The following is a 19175-nucleotide window of genomic DNA, read 5'->3' on the forward strand; positions in this document are numbered from 1 at the left end:
CGCAGGTCGTAACTGTACAGCGTGCGCGATACTGGGATTGAACCAGTGACCTCTTCCGTGTCAGGGAAGCGCTCTCCCGCTGAGCTAATCGCGCGGGCACCACGGCAGTGAAGCCGCAGGTCGTAACTGTACAGCGTGCGCGATACTGGGATTGAACCAGTGACCTCTTCCGTGTCAGGGAAGCGCTCTCCCGCTGAGCTAATCGCGCGGGTGATCCTCGCGGATCGAGTGGACGATACTGGGATTGAACCAGTGACCTCTTCCGTGTCAGGGAAGCGCTCTCCCGCTGAGCTAATCGTCCTTGGAGGTGGAGACGGGATTTGAACCCGTGTAGACGGCTTTGCAGGCCGTTGCCTCGCCTCTCGGCCACTCCACCATGGAGCATGAGCAAGGGTTCTCGGGAAGATCCCCCACTTCGAGCGGACGACGAGACTCGAACTCGCGACATCCACCTTGGCAAGGTGGTGCTCTACCAACTGAGCTACGTCCGCAGGCCACCGTGTTCGCTTCCGGGTTTTTCCCCGGCGCTCCCTGGCGACGTGTTGAACTCTAGCGGATTCCCGAGCCAGCTCAAAAACGCGTTTCCGCAGCGTGCTGCCGCCCGATCACCACAGGTCACCCCACCGGCGCCGACCCGTCACCGGTCATAGACTCGCAGCCGTGCACGACCTGGCTCCCATGGCCCGCTTCGGCGGCCTCCTCGCATCAGACCTCCGCGACGTCACGAGCGATCCCGCGGCCCTGGACTCCACCGGCTTCTGGGCGGTGTCCGCGGACTTCGAGGGGCGCCTGACCTGCGCGCGCTTCGGGGACGTGCGCCCCGACCCCGTTCCCGCGCCCGTCCCCGGTGCCTGGAGCGGTCCCGCCGCCGGCGACTGGACGTCCTCCTTGGACCGGGCCGCCTACGTCGCGGGCGTACGGCGCATCCGCGAGCACATCGCCGCGGGCGAGGTCTACCAGGCCAACCTGTGCCGCGTGATGTCCGCGCCGCTGTCCGGCTCCGCTTCCGGTTCCGGTCCGGCCGATGTGGACGCGCTCACCGCGCTGCTGGCCCGCGGCAATCCGGCCCCCTTTGCCGGAACGATTCGCCTCCCCGCGCACGGCGTCGAGATCGCCACCGCCTCCCCCGAGCTGTACCTGCGCCGCACCGGCCGCCGGATCGAGTCCGGGCCCATCAAGGGCACCGGCCGGACCGCGGCGGACCTACTGGAGAAGGACCACGCCGAGAACGTGATGATCGTGGACCTGGTCCGCAACGACCTCGGCCGGGTCTGCGCCACCGGGTCCGTCACCGTGCCCGAACTGTGCGCCGTGGAGGAGCACCCGGGCCTGGTCCACCTCGTCTCCACCGTCAGCGGTGAGCTCGCCGACGGCGCCGGCTGGCCGGAACTGCTCGCCGCGACCTTCCCGCCCGGCTCCGTCACCGGCGCCCCCAAGTCCTCCGCGCTGCGGATCATCGAGGCCCTGGAGACCGCCCCGCGCGGCCCCTACTGCGGGGGGATCGGCTGGGTCGACGCCGACCGGGGCACCGCCGAGCTGGCCGTCGGCATCCGCACCTTCTGGATCGACCGTGCGGCCGTGGGCGGCCCCCGGCTGTGCTTCGGCACCGGCGCCGGGATCACCTGGGGCTCCGACCCGCACCGCGAGTGGGCGGAGACCGAACTCAAGGCGGCCCGATTGCTGGCGGTAGCGTCGGGCACCTACCGCCAGCACAGTGGAGGGACCGCTCAGTGACGACGCCGAACCCGACGCCGAACGCGACGCCGAACGCGACGCCGGACAGGACGCCGCATCCGACGCCGATGACGCGGCCGCCCGCGTCCGGGACCCCGGTCTGGCTCGACGGGGCGCTGTACGAAGCCGGCAGCGCGGCCGTCTCCGTCTTCGACCACGGGCTGACCGTGGGCGACGGCGTCTTCGAGGCGCTCAAGGTCGAGGGCGGCCGCCCCTTCGCCCTCACCCGGCACCTCGACCGGTTGACCCGCTCCGCCCGCGGCCTCGGGCTGTGCGACCCCGACCTCGACGAGGTCCGGCGCGCCTGCGCCGCCGTACTGGAGGCGGGCTCCGGAGCCACCCCGTCCGGACGGTTGCGGATCACCTACACCGCGGGCCCCTCGCCGCTCGGCTCGGACCGCGGCGAATCGGCGCCCACCCTGGTCGTCGCCCTGGCCCCGGCCACCCGCCGCCCCGACACCACCGCGGTGATCACGGTCCCCTGGGTGCGCAACGAGCGCAGCGCCGTCGCCGGCATGAAGTCCACCTCCTACGCGGAGAACGTCGTCGCGCTGGCCGCCGCCCACCGCGCCGGCGCCTCCGAGGCCCTCTTCGCCAACACCGTCGGCCGGCTCTGCGAGGGCACCGGGTCCAACGTCTTCGTCGTCCTCGACGGAGAGCTGCACACCCCGCCGCTGGCCTCCGGCTGCCTCGCGGGCATCACCCGCGACCTCGTCGTCGAGTGGACGGGCGCCCACGAGACCGATCTGCCGTACGAGGTCCTGGAGCGGGCCGAGGAGGTCTTCCTGACCTCTTCGCTGCGCGACGTCCAGGCCGTCCACCGGATCGACGGGCGCCTCCTGACGGCCGCGCCCGGCCCCGTCACGGCGAAGGCCGCACGGATCTTCGACGAGCGGTCCGGGGCCGACCTCGACCCGTGAGCCCGCCGCCGCACCCGCCGCCGCCCCGGCGTCCGGCGGGCGGTCCGGGCGAAAAGGAGTCTGTCGTCGGCCCGTACGGCGGGTAGAAAGACCCTGATGACCACCACCCTGCGGCCGTCCGCGCCGCTCCAGCAGACCCCGACCGGGGCGCGCTCGCGCCCGTACGAGATCCGGGTGAACAGCAGAAGGGTCGGCGCCCTGGTGCTGACCGCGGCCGAACCGCTCGGGTCCGTCGTGATCGGGCGGATAGACGGCCTGGCCGTGGACGAGGGCGACCGGCGTCGCGGTCGGGCCACCGTGGCGGGGCTCGCCGCCGAGGAGATCCTGCGCTCCTGGGGGTGCCGCCGCGTCACGGTGTCCGTCCCGACGGACTCCGGCGGCGGACTGCGCCTGGCCGAGGCCCTCGGGTACCTGCGCACCGGCCGCACCATGGTCAAGGACCTCGGGTCCGACCCGCCCCCGCTGCCCGCGGGGACCACCGGGCGGCCGATCACGGCCGAGGAGTACGGGCCCTGGCTGGCCGACGCCACCGTGCGGTACGCCGGCGACTGGGAGGCCCGGGGTCTGTCGCGGGAAGCCGCGCACGCCAAATCGGTCGCCGACCACGCGACCCAGCTGCCGCACGGCCCCGACTCCCCGGGCGTGGACATCCTCGTCCTCGAAGCGGCGGGGGAGCGTGCCGGGCACATCTGGATCGGCCGGCTCGGCGGGGCGGCGTACGTCTTCGACGTCGAGGTCGTCGCGGAGCAGCGCGGCCGGGGCCACGGCCGCTCCCTCATGCTGCTCGCCGAGGGCGCGGCCCGGGCGGCCGGGCTGACCTCCCTGGGCCTGCACGTCTTCGCGGGCAACACCCCGGCGGAGCGCCTGTACGAGTCGCTCGGCTACCGCTACACCGCGGTCAACTTCGCCAAGGAGCTGCTCTGAACCCCTCCGGGCAACACGCCTAGGCGGGGTGCGCGAGGAGGCGGTCGGCGATCTCCTCGATCCGCTCGCGCAGCCCGTCCTGGCTCTTGCCGCCGTCCAGGCGCTCCCCGCCGATGACGTACGTCGGCGTGCCGGTCACGCCGATCGCCTTGCCCTCGGCCTGGTCGGCGTCGACGATCAGGATGTGTCGGCCGTCGATCAGTGCGACCTCGAACTCCTCGACGTCCAGACCCAGTTCACGGGCGACATCGAGCAGCAGCGGCTCGCCCCGGGTGGTCAGCTCCGCGGTGCGGGCCAGTACGGCCTCCGCGTACGGCCAGCCCTGCCCCTGGACCACGGCCTCCTCGGCGGCCTGGGCGGCGGCGAAGGAGTGCTTGTGCTTCTCCAGCGGGAAGTGGCGCAGCACGATGTCCAGCCGGTCGCCGTACCGGGCCCGCAGGGCGCGCACGTCGTCGAGGGCGCCGTGGCAGTCGGGACACTGGAGTTCGCACCAGACCTCGAGGGTCACGGGGGAGGGGGAGCCTGCGGGCTGGGAATCGGTCATGCGGACAGTCTCCCAGCCCCCGCTCCCGGCCCCGACCGCGACCTGGGGAGGAGGGGCGACCCGGAGATCTCCCGGAGATCGCCCGCCTTCGGCTCCGGCGCATGGCCCCCGCGGCCGTCCCCGGTGCACGATGGAGGGGACGGATCGCCCAGAGCTGGAGGAACCCATGCTTGCCGAGACCATATGCTCCGCGGCGTCCGCGGCGGGCCTGGGCATCGCCGCGCTCACCGCCTACCGCAAGCGCTTCCTGGCGGCGGCGCGGATCACCGCGTACGCGCTGGTCCCGGTCGCCCTGGTGCTGACCGGCCTGGTGAAGTGGGTGTCCGGGATCGCCTTCAACCCGACGGTCTGGGTGGGCTTCGGCCTGCTGGGCCTCGCCTGGCTGCTCTTCACGACCACCCGCGCGATCGAGCGCCGGCGGCTCGGCCCCGAGGGGGAGAAGCCGGCGAAGGTGGCGAAGGCGGGCCGGCCGGACCGCTCGACCCGGTCCGAGCGGCAGGCCGCGGTCGCACCGAACGCCTCGGCGCCCTCGCTCGGCGCCGGCGCGCCCCCGCAGGCCGCACCGCAGCGCGCGGCCGCGCCCGGGGAGGACTTCTCCGACATCGAAGCGATCCTGAAGAAGCACGGGATCTGAGGACCAGAAGCACAAGATCTGACGAACTACCGCATCGTCATTGGCGTGTTGACGGACGAACAGGGGTGCGCTGCGTCATCATCGCCCCGACATGCCCGACACCTCGACGGGCGAGCCGCCGGTTCCCGTTCCGCTTCCGGCCCTCGTCCCCGCTGCCGCGCCCGCGTCCCCTCCGGTCCCCGCACCTCGGTCCGCCGCGCCCGTACCGCCCGCTCCGCCCGTGCCGTCCGTACCGCCCGAAGAGGCGCGCGGCTGCCTCTTCGCGCTCTCCCAACCGCCGCTGATGATCTTCCTAACGGTGATCGGCACCCTGCTGCTGCTCGCCGCCGTGCACGACCTCTTCCTGCTCTGATCCCTGCGCTGATCCCTGTCCTGCCGCCGGCTCCACGTGCTCCGTGCCCGCCTCCTTGCGGCGGGCCCGGTACGCCGCCACGTGCAGGCGGTTCCCGCAGGTGCGGCTGTCGCAGTAGCGCCGGGACCGGTTGCGCGAAAGGTCGACGAAGGCGCGCCGGCAGTCCGGGGCCTCGCAGCGGCGCAGCCGTTCCTGTTCGCCGGAGACCACGATGAAGGCGAGCGCCATCCCGCCGTCCGCGGCCAGGTGGTCGCCGACCGAGGCGCCCGGGGCGAAGTAGTGCACGTGCCAGTCGTAGCCGTCGTGGTCGGTCAGCTGGGGCGTGGTGCCCGCCGTCGCGACCAGCTCGTTGATCAGCACGGAGGCCGCACGGGAGTTCGGCGCCGCGAAGACCTGCGCGAACTTCGCGCGGACGGCGCGCACGCCGGAGAGGTCCCGGGCGCCCAGCTCGCCGACGTCGCTGATGGCGAACTCGTGTACGAAGGCGCGCAGTGCGCCGATGTCCGCCAGCCCGTCGGGCTGGCCCGCCTCGGCCGCGGTGTTCACCACGGCGACGACGACGTCGAGTGCGCGTCGGGTGTCGTGGGGGATCTGCACGGGTGCTCCCTGGGGGCCTGGCTTGCGGCGGCGCGGAACGAGGCCGCCGCTGGTCGCCGACTTTAGCCGAGTGGTCCCCACGCGCACCGGCGCCGTCCCCGCGGGTGGATCCCGCGGGAACAGCGCCGGCACGTGCGTATGTGGTTGTCCGCCCCGCACCGTCGCCCCGAGTCGGACGGTGTCGAGCGGCGGTAGGCCTGGCTCAGCTTTCGGCCAGGATGTGGGAGAGCTCCTTGTCGAGGTCGAAGTGCCGGTGTTCGGTCCCGGGTGGGACCGCGGCGTCCGTCCGCTTGAGGAACGACTCGAGTGCTCGGGCTGGTGCTTCGAGCAGTGCTTCTCCCTCCGGTGAGCTCAGGGCGATGCATACGACGCCCTGACCGTGGCTGCGGGACGGCCAGACGCGGACGTCGCCGGTACCGGTGGGCCGGTGCAGGCCCTCTGCGAGGAGGTCACGGGCGAATACCCATTCGACCGTCTCCTCGGCGCCGGTGTGGAAGGTGGCGTGCACGGCGTAGGGGTCGGCCGTGTCATACCGCAGGCCCGCGGGTACAGGCAGTGAGGACTCGCTCGACACAACGAGGCGCAGGTGCAGCTCGCAGCTGACCGTGGTGTTCATAAGCGCCAGGGCCTTTCGCTCAGTGTGCGCTCGGGGATTCGCACGTCGGCGAAATCGACATGCCACCTGCGGTGCCGTTGTAAACCCCTCTGACCGTTTTGCGGACCTCTGGGTCCCTCGGACGGCGGATCCAAACGACGATTCACCTGTGCATCCGGCTCCGGTAGATTCGACCCCATGAATACGGGGAGTAACCGCGAGAGCAACGAGTCCGCGACGAGCGCATCGCCGGAATCGGCAGGATCCACTCCATCAGGCGCAGCCGCGGACGCGGGCGCGGACGCAGCGGCGACGCAGGAGCCGCACGTGTCGAAGGCGCCCGCCTTCATCCAGGCCCGCCGGAGCCTGCACCTGAGCTGGCAGGTCGGCGTCTTCGTCGTCGGACTGGCGGTCATCGTCGCGGGCATCGCGATGCTGGTGCTGCCCGGGCCGGGCTGGGTCGCGATCTTCGCGGGCCTGTTCATCTGGGCGACCGAGTTCGCCTGGGCCCAGGTCGTGCTGCGCTGGACCAAGCGCAAGGTGTCCGAGGCGGCCCAGAAGGCCCTCGACCCGAAGGTCCGCCGCCGCAACATCATCCTGACCAGCGTCGGCCTCGTCATCGCGGGCGTGCTGATCGGCTTCTACCTGTGGAAGTACGGGCTCACCCTGCCCTGGCACGTCAAGAAGTAGCGGCCGTCCGACGCTGGTCGGGAGCGCCGCTGACATGCGGTAATGTTTGCGGTGCGTCCGGGCGATTAGCTCAGTGGGAGAGCACTTCGTTCACACCGAAGGGGTCACTGGTTCGAACCCAGTATCGCCCACCCGGACCGAGGGCCCCGGAGACTTCACCGTCTCCGGGGCCTTCGTCGTTCCCGCCCCGCGGGCCGGCCCCCCGCCCGGGGCTCAGCCGAGCTTGCCGAGGGCCGACCGCAGCCGCCGCGCGTCCCGCAGCCGCTTCTCGTACGTCGCCCCCACCGCCAGCAGCAGCGCCCCCGCCAGCGCCGGCGGCAGCCAGCGCGGCAGCGCGCCGACCACCTGGAGGACGTACGGCGCCAGCTCGTGCAGCGCCACCAGGCCCAGCGTGACCCCGCCCAGCACCAGCGGCGCCTGGAGCCGCCACCGCGCCCCGGCCAGCGTCACCGCGAGGGCGCCCAGCCCCAGCAGCAGCGGGCGCGTCCAGTGCGGGTCGGCCCAGACCGCGATCAGGCTGGGCACCAGGGTCGCCGCGAGGCCCGGGCCGTACGTCGCCCAGGACGGGGCGGCCGGGTCCCGGCGCCGCCGCAGCCACGCCACCACCAGCGCGGGCACCGTCACCGGCAGCGTGTACGCCTCCACCGCGTCCACCCCGGACGCCGCCAGCCGGACCCAGGTCGCCGCCAGGAACAGCGCCCCGGCCGCCCAGCCCACCGCCCGCCGGTCCGCCCGCACGGCCGCGGCGGCGCACACCACGCCCGCCAGGCCCAGGACCAGCGCGAGCGAGGGGGCGTGCCCCGCCGCCAGGGCCAGCAGCAGGGCCAGGCCCCCGGCGGCCGCCCCGGCCACCTCCACCGGGATCCGCACCGCGCCGGCCCGGGGTCCCGCGGCCGCCGCCGCGGCCGGGACCAGCAGGACCAGCAGCGGCCACTGGCGCGCCGGCAGCTCCAGCAGCGCGGCCAGGGCCAGCAGCAGCCCCGTCGCATACCCGGTCGCCACCACCACGGCGGCCGCCGCCCGGGAGGCCAGCGGGCCGCGCCCGTACACCGCCCCGGCGCCGCACAGCGCGCCCAGCGCCGCCCATACCGCGAAGGTCGTCGTGCGCCCGTCCAGAGCCGCCACGGACAGGCTCGCTGCCCCGACCGCCCCGCACGCCCCCGCGGCGATCCGGACCCCGGCGGCGGGTGCCCGTACCAGGCCCAGGGCGACGACCAGCGCGGCCGCCACCACCGCGAGCTGGGCCGCGAACACCGCCGCCACCGGCAGCGCGAAGGCCACCGGCGCCGCGAAGAGGGCCGTCCACGCCAGCGGCACGGCGACCACCCGCGCTTCCCGGCGCCCCGAGGCCCGCTCCAGCCGGAGCGCCACGGCGGCGGCGATCAGCGCCACGGCCACCGCCTGCCGCCCGCCGCCGCCGAGCTCCGCCCGCGGGCTCGCCGCGGTCCACACCTCGCCCAGCAGCGGAGCGGGCGCCGCCAGCACGGGCAGCGCCGACAGGAACGCGATCAGCCCGCCGAGCCCGGCCACCGCCACCCCGGCCCCCGTGAGCCCGTGGCGCACCGGCCGCGCCAGCGCGCTCACCCGCAGCGCCGCCAGCAGGGGCAGCGACACCAGGACGTAGAGCGTCGGCGCCCACGCCGAGCCCCGGGGGACCAGCAGCACCTGCGCGGCCAGCGTCCACACGAGGCCACCGGCCCCGGCGAGCACCGGAGCCAGCTGCTCCTGGCGGATCCGGCCCGCCACCACCACGAAGGCGCCGCCCACGGCCGCCAGCAGCACACCGGCGGACAGCCGGCCGGTCAGCGAGTCCGCGTCGGCGGCCAGGGCCAGCGCGACCCCGACGGCGGCCAGGGCGGCCAGGGCGGCGAGCACCCCGGCCAGGATCCGCACCGCGGGCCAGACCCGGGGCCGCACGGCCGCCGCGGGACCGTCCCACAGGCCGAGCGCCGCGTTCAGCGCCGCCAGCGCCAGCAGGGTCCAGCCGCCCGCCGTCCGGCCGACGTGCAGGGCCACCGCGAGGCAGGGCAGCGTCCACTGGGCCGCGGCCAGCGCCGACGGGAGCGGCAGCAGCAGCCCGCGCAGGGCCGTTCCGTACCCCGCCCACAGCGCGGCCAGCGCGGCCGAAGCGCCCGCCGCGTACCAGGTGACCGGGACCCCGCCGAGGGCCACCTCGTGCAGCGCGTACACGTCCAGCACGGTCAGCAGCAGCCCCACCGCCGCCACCGACTCCGCGGTCGAGCGCAGTCCGCGCCGCAGCAGGACGGTCGGCACCGCCAGCGCCGTCCCGGTCAGCACGGCCAGCACCGCCGCGCGCCCGCCGATCCCCAGGGAACCCCAGCTGACCAGGGTGAAGGCGAGCGCGGCCACCGCCAGCAGCACGGCGCCCAGGACCAGCAGCACGTTCTGCGCGCCCGGCGCCGAGGTCTCGCGTGCGGGAACCCCCGCCGGTCCCGTCGGACCGGGCGTCCAGTGCGGGCCGGGGCCCCAGCCCTGAGCGGGGGGCCCGACGGACAGCGGCGGGGCGACCTGCGCGTTCAGCAGCCGCAGCAGCCAGTCCCGGCGGCCGAGCAACTGCAGCCGCCTCGCGTCGAGGTGGGCCAGCTCCCGGTCGATGAGTGCCAGCTCCGAGGCGGGCGTCAGCGGATTCTCCATGCTCCGCAGTGTGGCGCCGATCACGCCCCCGGAACATGGGCGCGGGTACTCAGCCGGGTGCTCATTCCCGGACTGAGTACCCGGGCCCGCCCCGGGAGTTCACACTGGCCCCATGGACTGGAGCCACTACCGCTTCCGGAGCGTGTGGGACCTCGACGCCCCGCCCGACCGGGTCTACGCCGTGCTCGAACGCGCCGAGGAGTACCCGCTCTGGTGGCCGCAGGTCCGCGCGGTGGAGCAGGTCGACCCGCGCACCGGCATCGGGCACTTCCGCTCGTTCCTGCCCTACGAGATCGAGGTCACCGCCACCGAGCTGCTGCGCGACCCGGCCACCGGGGTGCTGGAGGCGGCCCTGCGCGGTGACCTCGAAGGCTGGGCGCGGTGGACCGTACGGCCGCGCGGTCGCGGCACGCGGGCGGTGTACGAGCAGGAGGTCGAGGTCCGCCGGATGCTGATGCGGCGCCTCGCGGTGCCCGGGCGGCCCGCCTTCCGGCTCAACCACGCGTTGATGATGCGGGCCGGGCGGCGCGGCCTGGCGGCCCATCTGGCGGCCCGGCGGGACGCGGTTTGAACGCACGGCCCCGGGGCCTGTATTGTTCGATCCGTTCCCGGGCGATTAGCTCAGCGGGAGAGCACTTCGTTCACACCGAAGGGGTCACTGGTTCGATCCCAGTATCGCCCACCGGGACAGGCCGGTCCGTCGCGAGACGGACCGGCCTTCCGCATGTCGGGGCCCGTGTGCGGGCCCGGCTCACGCGGCGGCGGGCAGCTCCGGGCGTAGCGGCCAGTTCGGATCCACCGGCTCCGGCGTGCCGTTGCGCGCGAACCAGGCCTGGAGCCCGCGCGCCTGTGCCGCGTGCCACACCGCCTGGAGGGTGTGCAGCTCGGACGGGGAGAGTCGCTCCAGCCGTCCGGAGAAGCGGCGGCCCACCGCCCGCACGACCTCCAGCGAGGCCATCGCGTCGGCCGCCGCGTCGTGCGCCGCCTCCAGCTCTATCCCGTAGTGCGCGCACAGGTCCGTCAGGGTGCGGCGGCCCTTGCGGTAGCGGTCCAGGTGCTTGTCCAGGACCCGCGGGTCCAGCACGCTCAGCGGCCGGTCGTCCAGGTAGCGGCTCAGTGGCGACGCGCGGTGGCGGCGCAACTCCCGGTCCAGCAGGGTCAGGTCGAACGGCGCGTTCATCACCACCACCGGCCGGCCCGCGGCCTGCTGTTCCGCGAGGGCCTGCGCTATCTCGTCCACGACCGGCGCCGGCCAACGCCCGTTGCGCTGGAGGTGGTCGTCGGTCAGTCCGTGCACTTCCGTGGCGCCGGGGGGAACCGGAATCCCCGGATTGACCAGCCACCGGGTGGAGCGGGCCCGGCCGCCCGCACACTCCTGCACGACGAGCGCGGCGGACACGATCCGGTCCCGCTCGACGTCCACCCCGGTGGTCTCGGTGTCAAATGCGGCCAGCGGGCCCTCGTACCAGCGCGTCATGGCGAACTCCTCGTCCCCGATCGGCAGATGGACGCCGACGCCCGTGGCGTGCGACCCCTGCCCGAAGCGGTGATACCCGTGCGGTTTGCCGTGTACGCCGTTTGCGGGGTGCCAGGTGCGGAGACAACTTCCTTGGGGGACCGCACGGGTGAGCGATCGTCACCGCCATGGCACCGCCGTCGCGCCGCGGGCCCCCGGCCACTTCCGCACGACACCCCGCAGAGCCCGAAAGGCATGGGGAGCCATGGCGCTCGCGCATCCCGAACCGGGCGGGGCGCTGCGCGGGCGGACCGGGCCGGAAACGGAGACCGGACCGCTGCGCGGCACACTCGCCACCACCGCCTGCATGGAGACCCTCCAGGTGGGCTACCTGCACGCCGTCGCGGCCGCGGCCGGCTGCTCCCTGTCCCAGCCCTTCCCGGACAACGGCATCGACTGGCACGTCAGCCACGGCTCGCCCGAGCACGTCATCGACGACGAGGTCACCGTCAAGGTCCAGTTGAAGGCCACCTACCAGACCCCGCCGAACCCGCCCGGACCGACCTTCGCCTTCACCCTCGACAACGAGCACCTGGTCAAGCTCGCCCGCACACCGGCCGCGGTGCCCAAGATCCTCGTCGTGATGCTCGTACCGCGGGAGCGCGAGCAGTGGCTCAGCGCCGGGCACGACCGGCTCGACCTGCGGCACTGCTGCTACTGGACCAACCTGGCCGGTCACCCCGTGACCGGGCGGCGCCGGACCACCGTACGGATACCGACCGCGCGGATCTTCGACGACCGGGCGCTGTGCGAGATCATGACCCGGGTCGGGTCGGGAGGGACGCCTTGATGAACTGGCCGAACCTGGAACCGGCGCCGTCGCCGGAGTTCGCGGACCCCGACGCGGTGCGGCCGCCCGACCCGGCGCAGGTGGACCCCGCCGTACTGGGCGCGCTGCTGCGGCGGCACGGCTGGCTGCGCCGCGGCGGCGCGACCGGACGCTACGGGCGCTGGACCCGGCCCGGGCCCGGCTCGACCAGCCTGCTCGTGCCCGAGGACCGGACCTTCCCCGACTGCGCCGACCTGGTCGAGGAGGCCCTCACCGCCCTCTCGCGCAGCGGGCTGCCGTCGGCGCGCGAGGTGCTGTACGGGCTGAGCGTGCCCAGCGACGAGGTCCGCTGGATCCGCGACATCCCGGAGGGCGAGGGGCTGTACGGGCCCGGGGGCGAGGCCTCCTGGTCGGCGCAGGAACAGCTGCGCACGGCCGCCCGCCAGCTGCTGCTGGCCGGGGCGCTGGCCGACCGGGCCCGGGCCGGATACCACGGGGCCCGGCACCGTCGGCAGGCCGAACGGGCCCTGGACGGGGTGCTGGTGGGGCCCGCTCCGGGCGGGCGCAGGCTGACCGCGTACGTACCGGTCGACGGGGGCCGGGGGCCGGTGACCCGGCTGCACCACGCACTGCACGCGGCCCGCGAGGCCGTGGACTACCAGCGGGCCACCGGCGGCATGGAGGCCTTCGACGCGGCCGTCGGGGCCGGGGCCAGCCGGGAGCTCGCGGACGCGCTGATCGCCCTGGTCCGGGGCTCGGGCGGGGTCCGCATCGAGCTGGCCTGGGCCCCGGCCGCGGGGGTCCCGGCGGGCTGCGCGGCCCGCCCCGAGCCGGTGGAGTTCTCCCCGGGCGACCTGCCCGTGCTGCGCGAGGCCGCGGCCCGCTACACCCGGGAGGAGCCCGCCGTGGCGGTGCGGATCGCGGGGGCCGTGGTCCGGATGCAGCGGTCGGGGCAGGGCGGCGGGGGCACGGTCCGGCTGCGCGTCCTGTCGGGCGCCGAGGTCCCGTACGTCCGGGTCGCGCTCGACGAGGCGGCGTACCGGGTGGCGGGCCACGCCCACCTCGCCGGCCTCCCGGTCCGGCTCAGCGGCCGGCTCCAGCGGCGGGGCGGCTTCCGCCGGCTCACGGACGCGGCCGAGGTGACCCCGGTCCGGCTGGACGAGGTCGAGCGCGATCGGCTGATGAAGTCCCTGTACGGGGACTTCCCGGCGGCGGGGGAGCTGCCCTTCGTCGACCCGGACGCCTGAGCGGGGGGCTCACGGCCGGGTGAAGGAGGCCATCACCAGACCGGGGACCGGCGAGAAGTCGGCGCCCCGGAGGAAGCCGAGGCGTTCGTACAGGGTCACGGCGGGCGCGTTCACGGCGCCGGTGGTGACCCCGACCGCGCGGCCGGGGACCACCTCCTCCAGCAGGTGGCGCAGCAGCAGCGAGCCGACGCCGCGGCGGAAGAAGGCCGGGTCGACGCACAGCCGGTCGATGGAGATCGCCGCCGCCGCGGCCTCCGGCGCCGCTTCCCAGGCGAGGAACCCCGCCACCTCCCCGGCCGGTGAGAGCGCGCCGAGCCAGTTCAGCGGGCGGGAGCGCAGCTCCGCCAGGCTCTCGCGCAGCGCGGGTATGCCGTCGAAGCCGATCAGCTCGGCCTCCACCGCATAGGCGGCCCGGCCGATCCGGTACACGGCGGCGGCCGTCGCGTCGTCGGCGAGGTCCAGCGGGCGGACGAGGGGGGCGGGGGGCGGGGTGGCGTGGGTCACCCGGCCCACGGTACGTCCGCCCGGTGGGCGGGCGCCTCGAAGTAACCGTTTAGCGGCCGGGCCGTCCGGCTCGGTACGATTCAGGCGCGCAGTGTTCGCTCGCGCACCCCCTGAGTCAGGAGAGACCGGTGTCAGACGTCCGTGTGGTCATCCAACGCGATTCCGAGCGGGACGAGCGCGTGGTGGCCACGGGCACTACGGCGGCCGACCTCTTCCCCGGTGAACGCACCGTCGTCGCGGCGCGCGTCGCCGGCGAGCTGAAGGACCTCTCGTACGAGGTCAAGGACGGCGAGACCGTCGAGCCGGTGGAGATCTCCTCCGAGGACGGCCTGAACATCCTGCGCCACTCGACCGCGCACGTCATGGCGCAGGCCGTGCAGGAGCTCTTCCCCGAGGCCAAGCTGGGCATCGGCCCGCCGGTCCGGGACGGCTTCTACTACGACTTCGACGTCGCGAAGCCCTTCACCCCCGACGACCTCAAGGCCGTCGAGAAGAAGATGCAGGAGATCCAGAAGCGCGGGCAGCGCTTCGCCCGCCGCGTCGTCACCGACGAGGCGGCCCGCGAGGAGCTGGCGCACGAGCCGTACAAGCTGGAGCTGATCGGGCTCAAGGGTTCGGCGGCGACCTCGGACGACGGCGCGGACGTCGAGGTGGGCGGCGGCGAGCTGAGCATCTACGACAACATCGACGCCAAGACCGGCGACCTGTGCTGGTCGGACCTGTGCCGCGGCCCGCACCTGCCGACCACCCGCAACATCCCGGCGTTCAAGCTGATGCGCAACGCGGCCGCCTACTGGCGCGGCAGCGAGAAGAACCCGATGCTCCAGCGCATCTACGGCACCGCGTGGCCGTCGAAGGACGAGCTGAAGGCCCACCTCGACTTCCTCGCGGAGGCCGAGAAGCGCGACCACCGCAAGCTCGGCGTCGAGCTGGACCTCTTCTCCGTCCAGGACGAGATCGGCTCCGGCCTCGCCGTCTTCCACCCGCGCGGCGGCACCATCCGCCGGGTGATGGAGGACTACTCGCGCAAGCGGCACGAGGAAGAGGGCTACGAGTTCGTCTACACCCCGCACGCCACCAAGGGCGCCCTCTTCGAGAAGAGCGGCCACCTGGACTGGTACGCGGACGGCATGTACCCCCCCATGCAGCTCGACGGTGGTACCGACTACTACCTCAAGCCCATGAACTGCCCGATGCACAACCTGATCTTCGATGCGCGCGGCCGGTCCTACCGCGAACTGCCGCTGCGCCTCTTCGAGTTCGGCACCGTGTACCGGTACGAGAAGTCGGGCGTCGTGCACGGCCTGACCCGCTCGCGCGGCTTCACCCAGGACGACGCGCACATCTACTGCACCAAGGAGCAGATGGCGGAGGAGCTGGACCGGACCCTCACCTTCGTCCTGAACCTGCTGCGCGACTACGGTCTGACGGACTTCTACCTGGAGTTGTCGACCAAGGACCCGGAGAAGTTCGTCGGCTCGGACGAGATCTGGGAAGAGGCCACCGAGACCCTGCGCCAGGTCGCCGAGAAGCAGGGCCTCCCGCTGGTCCCGGACCCGGGCGGCGCCGCGTTCTACGGCCCGAAGATCTCGGTCCAGTGCCGTGACGCCATCGGCCGCACCTGGCAGATGTCGACCGTGCAGCTCGACTTCAACCTGCCGGAGCGCTTCAACCTGGAGTACACCGGCCCCGACGGCACCAAGCAGCAGCCGGTCATGATCCACCGCGCGCTGTTCGGCTCCATCGAGCGGTTCTTCGCCGTGCTGCTGGAGCACTACGCGGGCGTCATGCCGCCGTGGCTGGCCCCGGTGCAGGCGGTCGGCATCCCGATCGGCGACGCGCACGTCGAGTACCTCCAGGAGTTCGCCGCCGAGGCGAAGAAGAAGGGCCTGCGGGTCGAGGTGGACGCCTCGTCCGACCGGATGCAGAAGAAGATCCGCAACCAGCAGAAGCTCAAGGTCCCGTTCATGATCATCGTCGGTGACGAGGACATGGCCGCGGGCACCGTCTCCTTCCGCTACCGCGACGGCTCCCAGGAGAACGGCGTGCCCAAGGCCGATGCCCTGGCGAAGCTGGTCCAGGTCGTCGAGGACCGCGTCCAGGTCTGATCCACGGCCGATCCGTACGAGGAAGGCCCCCGGGAAGTGATCACTTCCCGGGGGCCTTCCTCGTCCGTCGGGACAAGGTCATATGCTGCATCCCATGACGAGTGAGCCGGAGCAGCAGATCGGTGTCGGCACGCAGGACGCGTTCCAGCGGCTGTGGACGCCCCACCGGATGGCGTACATCCAAGGGGAGAACAAGCCGACCGGCCCGGAGGCCGGGGACGGCTGTCCCTTCTGCGGGATTCCGGAGCTGTCCGACGCGGACGGGCTGGTCGTGGCCCGGGGCGAGCACGTCTACGCCGTGCTGAACCTCTACCCGTACAACGGCGGACACCTCATGGTCGTCCCGTACCGGCACGTCGCCGACTACACCGAGCTGGACGGCCCCGAGACGGCCGAACTCGCCGACCTGACCAAGCGGGCCATGATCGCGCTGCGCAAGGCCTCCGGGGCGCACGGCTTCAACATCGGGATGAACCAGGGCGCCGCCGCCGGAGCCGGCATCGCCGCGCACCTGCACCAGCACATCGTGCCGCGCTGGGGCGGGGACACGAACTTCATGCCGGTGGTCGGCCACACCAAGGTGCTGCCCCAACTCCTCGCCGACACGCGGCAGATGCTCGCCGACTCCTGGCCGGTCGACTAGATGGGCGTGCCGACCCGCGAGGTCGACCACGAGCTGGTCCGGGCCGCGGCCGAGGTCGCGGCCACGCGCTGCCGGGGCGACAACCACACCATGGCCGCCGCGGCCCGCGACCGGGACGGCCGGATCGTCACGGCGGTGAACGCCTACCACTTCACCGGCGGCCCCTGCGCGGAGCTCGTCGTCATCGGCGCCGCCGCGGCCCAGGGCGCCCACGACCTGGAAACCATCGTGGCCGTCGGCGACCGGGACCGCGGGATCGTGCCGCCCTGCGGCCGCTGCCGCCAGGTCCTGCTCGACTACTTCCCGACCATCGAGGTCATCGTCACGGTGCGGGGCGAACCGCGCGCCGTCCCCATCGTCGACCTGCTGCCCGCCGGGTACGTCTGGGCGGACCACCAGCTCGAAGCCTAGGGCCGGGTCAGGACGACGAGCTGCCGGGTCGCGCGGGTCGTCGCGACGTAGCGGTCGACGGCGCCCTCGATGCCCTCGCCGAAGGCGTCCGGATCGACGAGGACGACCAGGTCGAATTCGAGTCCCTTCGACAGCTCCGGCGTCAGTGACCGCACGCGATCCGTCGCCCGGAACGCGGGGGCGCCGATGACGCAGGCGGTCCCCTCGGCGTTCGCCGCGAGCCAGCCGTCGAGGACCGCGGCCAGTTCCGTGACGGACCCGTGGACGACGGGGATGCCGCTGCTGCGGACGGAGGTCGGCACGTTGGCGTCCGGGAGCACGGCCCGGATGGCCGGTTCCGCCTCCGCCATCACCTCTCGCGGTGTCCGGTAGTTGACGCTCAGGGACGCCACGGTGATCCGGTCGAGGCCGGCCCGCTCCAGTCGTTCCCGCCACGACCCGGTGAACCCGTGCCGGGCCTGGGCGCGGTCCCCGACGATCGTGAAGCTGCGGGACGGGCAGCGCGCCAGCAGCATCTGCCACTCGGCCCCGGTCAGCTCCTGGGCCTCGTCCACCACCACGTGCGCGAACGGTCCCAGCAGCGGATCGACCTCGCCGCCGGCCGACGCGCTCCCGTCGACCAGGGCCTCCCGCAGGTCCCGCCCGTGCAGCATGCCGAGCGCGCCCTCGTCCTCCTCGATCACGGTGTTCTGCAGCAGGCTGTCGATGGCCTCGGCCCGGCGGGCGCGTTCGGCCGCGGCGGCGGCTTCGCCCCGGCGCCTGCGCCCGGCGGCCTCCGGGTCGCCGAGGCGTGCCCGCGCCGCGTCCAGGAACGGCAGGTCGGAGAGGGTCCAGGCACGGGCGTCCGCGCGCTGGAGCGTGCGCACGTCCTCGGGGGCGAGCCACGGCGCGCACCTGCGCAGGTACGCGGGCACCGACCACAGGTCGCCGACCAGCTCGCCCGCGTCGAGCATCGGCCAGGCGCGCCGCAGCGTCCCGATCAGCTCCTCGTCCTGGAGCAGCGAGCGCCGCAGCAGGTGGGGCGCCGCCCCGCTGTCGTCCTTGTCCACGAGGATCGCGAGCAGCTCCTCCAGGATCTGCTCCCGCGCCTCGTTGTGCGGGGTGCCGGGCTCGACCGCGTCGAAGGCGGCCGCCCAGTCGGCGGGGCTCAGCCAGAGGTCGGACCAGTGGGTCGAGACCGTCGTGCCCTCGGTGGGCGGCTCCTCGTACAGGCGGACGGCCGGCTCGATCGCCCCGACCAGGTCCGCGGACGCCTTCAGGCGGGCCACCGCCGGGTCCCGCTCGGCCGCGGCGGCGGCGCCCTCGGGCACGAGGTCGCGCAGGGTGCAGGTCCGTACGCCCTCCTCGCCGAGGCTGGGCAGGACGTCGGCGACGTAGGCCAGGTAGGGCTGGTGCGGGCCGACGAAGAGGACGCCGCCGCGGCGGTGTCCGAGGCGGGGGTCGGAGTAGAGGAGGTAGGCGGCGCGGTGCAGGGCGACGACGGTCTTGCCCGTACCCGGGCCGCCGTCGACGACCAGGGCGCCGCGGGAGCCGGCCCGCACGATCGCGTCCTGGTCGGCCTGGATGGTGGCGAGCACGTCGCGCATCCGGTCCGAGCGGCTGCTGCCGAGGCTCGCGATGAAGGCGGACTGGTCGTCGAGCGCGGCGCGACCTTCGAGCCCGTCGGCGCTGAACACCTCGTCCCAGTAGTCGGTGATCCGGCCGCGGGTCCAGCGGTACCGGCGGCGGCTCGTCAGCCCCATCGGGTTGCCGTGGGTGGCCGCGAAGAACGGTTCGGCCGCGGGGGAGCGCCAGTCGAGGAGCAGGCGGCGGCCGTGGCTGTCGGTGAGGCCGAGTCGTCCGACGTGGACGGGCTCCGAGCCGTCCGCGGGGACGAAGTGCCCCAGGCACAGGTCGAGGCCGAAACGGCGCAGGGTGTGCAGGCGCGCGGTCAGGCGGTGGATCTCCGCGTCCCGGTCCATCGCCCCGCGGCCGATCCCGCCGGGTGCCCGGCGCGTGGCCGCGAGTTGGTCGGACAGCTCGGCGATCGTCCGGTCGAGGCTCGCGGAGATGGCGGCGAAGTGGCGTTCGTCGTCGCCGATGAGCGCCGGGTCGGCCTTGGGGCCGAGGTGGTCGGGCAGGTCGAACGCACGGGTGGTCGGGGACGGCAGCGGTCGCACGTGGCGGATCTCCAAAGCGGGGCGGCAGGGGGGTGGATGCGCGATTCTGCCCCGCCACCGGGGCCTTGCCGCAAGCCCCCCGGTGCGCTATAAGTTAGGAGTGGCAAGGAGTGGTTTCACTTCCTTGCCCTTTTTGTTTTCCGCCACGTCTCCCCTCGTTCTCCCCTCGCTCT

General features: G+C 73.7%; 18 protein-coding genes, 7 tRNA genes and 1 pseudogene. 14 read left to right on the plus strand and 12 right to left on the minus strand.

Going from position 1 to position 19175, the window contains the following annotated elements; genetic code table 11:
• Positions 1-22: 22 nt before the first annotated feature.
• The 5 genes from ACIQWR_RS18180 to ACIQWR_RS18200 all read right to left on the minus strand — a co-directional run bounded on the left by ACIQWR_RS18180 (position 23) and on the right by ACIQWR_RS18200 (position 491).
• Positions 23-94: transfer RNA gene (locus tag ACIQWR_RS18180), tRNA-Val, on the minus strand.
• A gap of 42 nt (positions 95-136) precedes the next feature.
• A tRNA-Val gene (locus tag ACIQWR_RS18185) sits at positions 137-208 on the minus strand.
• Between the two features lie 21 nt (positions 209-229).
• Positions 230-301: transfer RNA gene (locus tag ACIQWR_RS18190), tRNA-Val, on the minus strand.
• Between the two features lies 1 nt (position 302).
• Positions 303-376 (minus strand) — tRNA-Cys (locus ACIQWR_RS18195).
• Between the two features lie 42 nt (positions 377-418).
• A tRNA-Gly gene (locus tag ACIQWR_RS18200) sits at positions 419-491 on the minus strand.
• A 169-nt stretch (positions 492-660) separates the two neighbouring features.
• Here ACIQWR_RS18200 and ACIQWR_RS18205 point away from each other — a divergent pair.
• The 3 genes from ACIQWR_RS18205 (at position 661) to ACIQWR_RS18215 (ending at position 3578) form a co-directional block, all read left to right on the plus strand.
• Positions 661-1734, plus strand: coding sequence for a chorismate-binding protein (locus tag ACIQWR_RS18205; protein WP_404010246.1), 1074 nt, complete (start codon positions 661-663; stop codon positions 1732-1734).
• 68 nt (positions 1735-1802) lie between these two features.
• Positions 1803-2654 (plus strand): aminotransferase class IV, encoded by an 852-nt coding sequence (locus tag ACIQWR_RS18210; protein WP_404010248.1) that lies wholly within the window; start codon positions 1803-1805, stop codon positions 2652-2654.
• 96 nt (positions 2655-2750) lie between these two features.
• Complete coding sequence (locus ACIQWR_RS18215; RefSeq protein ID WP_404010250.1) at positions 2751-3578, plus strand: GNAT family N-acetyltransferase; 828 nt, start codon at positions 2751-2753, stop codon at positions 3576-3578.
• Between the two features lie 19 nt (positions 3579-3597).
• Here ACIQWR_RS18215 and ACIQWR_RS18220 read toward each other — a convergent pair whose 3' ends face one another.
• Positions 3598-4122 carry a DsbA family protein gene (locus tag ACIQWR_RS18220; protein ID WP_399262170.1) on the minus strand — a complete coding sequence of 175 codons (525 nt, stop codon included), beginning with the start codon at positions 4120-4122 and terminating at the stop codon, positions 3598-3600.
• Between the two features lie 130 nt (positions 4123-4252).
• On the opposite strand from ACIQWR_RS18220, the gene ACIQWR_RS18225 reads away from it, so the two are divergent.
• Both ACIQWR_RS18225 and ACIQWR_RS18230 read left to right on the plus strand, forming a co-directional pair.
• Positions 4253-4756: a hypothetical protein gene (locus ACIQWR_RS18225; RefSeq protein ID WP_404010253.1), complete on the plus strand. Its 504-nt coding sequence runs from the start codon at positions 4253-4255 to the stop codon at positions 4754-4756.
• A gap of 91 nt (positions 4757-4847) precedes the next feature.
• Positions 4848-5108, plus strand: a complete 261-nt coding sequence (locus ACIQWR_RS18230; protein WP_404010873.1) for a hypothetical protein — start codon at positions 4848-4850, stop codon at positions 5106-5108.
• A gap of 42 nt (positions 5109-5150) precedes the next feature.
• On the opposite strand, the pseudogene ACIQWR_RS18235 reads toward ACIQWR_RS18230, so the two are convergent.
• Positions 5151-5705: pseudogene (locus ACIQWR_RS18235) on the minus strand (CGNR zinc finger domain-containing protein); the annotation flags it as partial.
• 202 nt (positions 5706-5907) lie between these two features.
• Positions 5908-6321, minus strand: a complete 414-nt coding sequence (locus ACIQWR_RS18240) for an SsgA family sporulation/cell division regulator (RefSeq protein WP_030011909.1) — start codon at positions 6319-6321, stop codon at positions 5908-5910.
• A 177-nt stretch (positions 6322-6498) separates the two neighbouring features.
• Here ACIQWR_RS18240 and ACIQWR_RS18245 point away from each other — a divergent pair, with 177 nt between their 5' ends.
• Together ACIQWR_RS18245 and ACIQWR_RS18250 are read left to right on the plus strand one after the other, a co-directional pair.
• Positions 6499-6990: a TIGR02611 family protein gene (locus ACIQWR_RS18245; protein WP_404010255.1), complete on the plus strand. Its 492-nt coding sequence runs from the start codon at positions 6499-6501 to the stop codon at positions 6988-6990.
• 59 nt (positions 6991-7049) lie between these two features.
• Positions 7050-7121: transfer RNA gene (locus tag ACIQWR_RS18250), tRNA-Val, on the plus strand.
• A gap of 82 nt (positions 7122-7203) precedes the next feature.
• Here ACIQWR_RS18250 and ACIQWR_RS18255 read toward each other — a convergent pair.
• Positions 7204-9645: an SCO7613 C-terminal domain-containing membrane protein gene (locus tag ACIQWR_RS18255; protein WP_404010258.1), complete on the minus strand. Its 2442-nt coding sequence runs from the start codon at positions 9643-9645 to the stop codon at positions 7204-7206.
• A gap of 112 nt (positions 9646-9757) precedes the next feature.
• On the opposite strand from ACIQWR_RS18255, the gene ACIQWR_RS18260 reads away from it, so the two are divergent.
• A complete protein-coding gene (locus ACIQWR_RS18260; protein ID WP_404010261.1) occupies positions 9758-10216 on the plus strand; it encodes an SRPBCC family protein in 459 nt (152 codons plus the stop codon).
• A 39-nt stretch (positions 10217-10255) separates the two neighbouring features.
• A tRNA-Val gene (locus ACIQWR_RS18265) sits at positions 10256-10327 on the plus strand.
• A 69-nt stretch (positions 10328-10396) separates the two neighbouring features.
• Here the strand turns inward: ACIQWR_RS18265 and ACIQWR_RS18270 are convergent.
• Positions 10397-11122: a 3'-5' exonuclease gene (locus tag ACIQWR_RS18270; RefSeq protein ID WP_404010264.1), complete on the minus strand. Its 726-nt coding sequence runs from the start codon at positions 11120-11122 to the stop codon at positions 10397-10399.
• Between the two features lie 244 nt (positions 11123-11366).
• Here ACIQWR_RS18270 and ACIQWR_RS18275 point away from each other — a divergent pair, with 244 nt between their 5' ends.
• Both ACIQWR_RS18275 and ACIQWR_RS18280 read left to right on the plus strand, forming a co-directional pair.
• On the plus strand, positions 11367-11951 hold the full coding sequence (locus ACIQWR_RS18275; protein WP_404010266.1) for a DUF4365 domain-containing protein: 585 nt from the start codon (positions 11367-11369) through the stop codon (positions 11949-11951).
• Positions 11951-13177 carry a hypothetical protein gene (locus ACIQWR_RS18280; RefSeq protein ID WP_404010269.1) on the plus strand — a complete coding sequence of 409 codons (1227 nt, stop codon included), beginning with the start codon at positions 11951-11953 and terminating at the stop codon, positions 13175-13177. The genes ACIQWR_RS18275 and ACIQWR_RS18280 overlap by 1 nt, the downstream gene beginning before the upstream one ends.
• Before the next feature lie 9 nt (positions 13178-13186).
• Here the strand turns inward: ACIQWR_RS18280 and ACIQWR_RS18285 are convergent, their stop codons facing one another.
• Positions 13187-13681, minus strand: a complete 495-nt coding sequence (locus ACIQWR_RS18285) for a GNAT family N-acetyltransferase (protein WP_404010272.1) — start codon at positions 13679-13681, stop codon at positions 13187-13189.
• A 128-nt stretch (positions 13682-13809) separates the two neighbouring features.
• Between ACIQWR_RS18285 and thrS the strand changes: the two genes are divergently transcribed.
• The 3 genes from thrS (at position 13810) to ACIQWR_RS18300 (ending at position 16843) form a co-directional block, all read left to right on the plus strand.
• Entirely contained in the window at positions 13810-15789 is a 1980-nt protein-coding gene (gene thrS, locus ACIQWR_RS18290; protein ID WP_404010275.1) for a threonine--tRNA ligase, read from the plus strand.
• Between the two features lie 82 nt (positions 15790-15871).
• Positions 15872-16432: an HIT family protein gene (locus ACIQWR_RS18295; protein WP_404010277.1), complete on the plus strand. Its 561-nt coding sequence runs from the start codon at positions 15872-15874 to the stop codon at positions 16430-16432.
• On the plus strand, positions 16433-16843 hold the full coding sequence (locus ACIQWR_RS18300) for a cytidine deaminase (RefSeq protein WP_404010280.1): 411 nt from the start codon (positions 16433-16435) through the stop codon (positions 16841-16843).
• Here the strand turns inward: ACIQWR_RS18300 and helR are convergent.
• Positions 16840-18993, minus strand: a complete 2154-nt coding sequence (gene helR, locus ACIQWR_RS18305; protein ID WP_404010846.1) for an RNA polymerase recycling motor ATPase HelR — start codon at positions 18991-18993, stop codon at positions 16840-16842. The genes ACIQWR_RS18300 and helR overlap by 4 nt on opposite strands.
• Positions 18994-19175: the final 182 nt, after the last annotated feature.

The organism is Streptomyces sp. NPDC098789, from assembly GCF_044759975.1.
Lineage (GTDB): Bacteria > Actinomycetota > Actinomycetes > Streptomycetales > Streptomycetaceae > Streptomyces.

Excerpts from the sequence above, each read along its gene's own strand:
- ACIQWR_RS18210 (WP_404010248.1), top strand. The coding sequence starts at position 1,803 with ATGACGCGGCCGCCCGCGTCCGGGACCCCGGTCTGGCTCGACGGGGCG.
- ACIQWR_RS18215 (WP_404010250.1), top strand. The coding sequence starts at position 2,751 with ATGACCACCACCCTGCGGCCGTCCGCGCCGCTCCAGCAGACCCCGACC.
- ACIQWR_RS18220 (WP_399262170.1), bottom strand. The coding sequence starts at position 4,122 with ATGACCGATTCCCAGCCCGCAGGCTCCCCCTCCCCCGTGACCCTCGAG.
- ACIQWR_RS18225 (WP_404010253.1), top strand. The coding sequence starts at position 4,253 with ATGGAGGGGACGGATCGCCCAGAGCTGGAGGAACCCATGCTTGCCGAG.
- ACIQWR_RS18230 (WP_404010873.1), top strand. The coding sequence starts at position 4,848 with ATGCCCGACACCTCGACGGGCGAGCCGCCGGTTCCCGTTCCGCTTCCG.
- ACIQWR_RS18240 (WP_030011909.1), bottom strand. The coding sequence starts at position 6,321 with ATGAACACCACGGTCAGCTGCGAGCTGCACCTGCGCCTCGTTGTGTCG.
- ACIQWR_RS18245 (WP_404010255.1), top strand. The coding sequence starts at position 6,499 with ATGAATACGGGGAGTAACCGCGAGAGCAACGAGTCCGCGACGAGCGCA.
- ACIQWR_RS18255 (WP_404010258.1), bottom strand. The coding sequence starts at position 9,645 with ATGGAGAATCCGCTGACGCCCGCCTCGGAGCTGGCACTCATCGACCGG.
- ACIQWR_RS18260 (WP_404010261.1), top strand. The coding sequence starts at position 9,758 with ATGGACTGGAGCCACTACCGCTTCCGGAGCGTGTGGGACCTCGACGCC.
- ACIQWR_RS18270 (WP_404010264.1), bottom strand. The coding sequence starts at position 11,122 with ATGACGCGCTGGTACGAGGGCCCGCTGGCCGCATTTGACACCGAGACC.
- ACIQWR_RS18275 (WP_404010266.1), top strand. The coding sequence starts at position 11,367 with ATGGCGCTCGCGCATCCCGAACCGGGCGGGGCGCTGCGCGGGCGGACC.
- ACIQWR_RS18280 (WP_404010269.1), top strand. The coding sequence starts at position 11,951 with ATGAACTGGCCGAACCTGGAACCGGCGCCGTCGCCGGAGTTCGCGGAC.
- ACIQWR_RS18295 (WP_404010277.1), top strand. The coding sequence starts at position 15,872 with ATGCTGCATCCCATGACGAGTGAGCCGGAGCAGCAGATCGGTGTCGGC.
- ACIQWR_RS18300 (WP_404010280.1), top strand. The coding sequence starts at position 16,433 with ATGGGCGTGCCGACCCGCGAGGTCGACCACGAGCTGGTCCGGGCCGCG.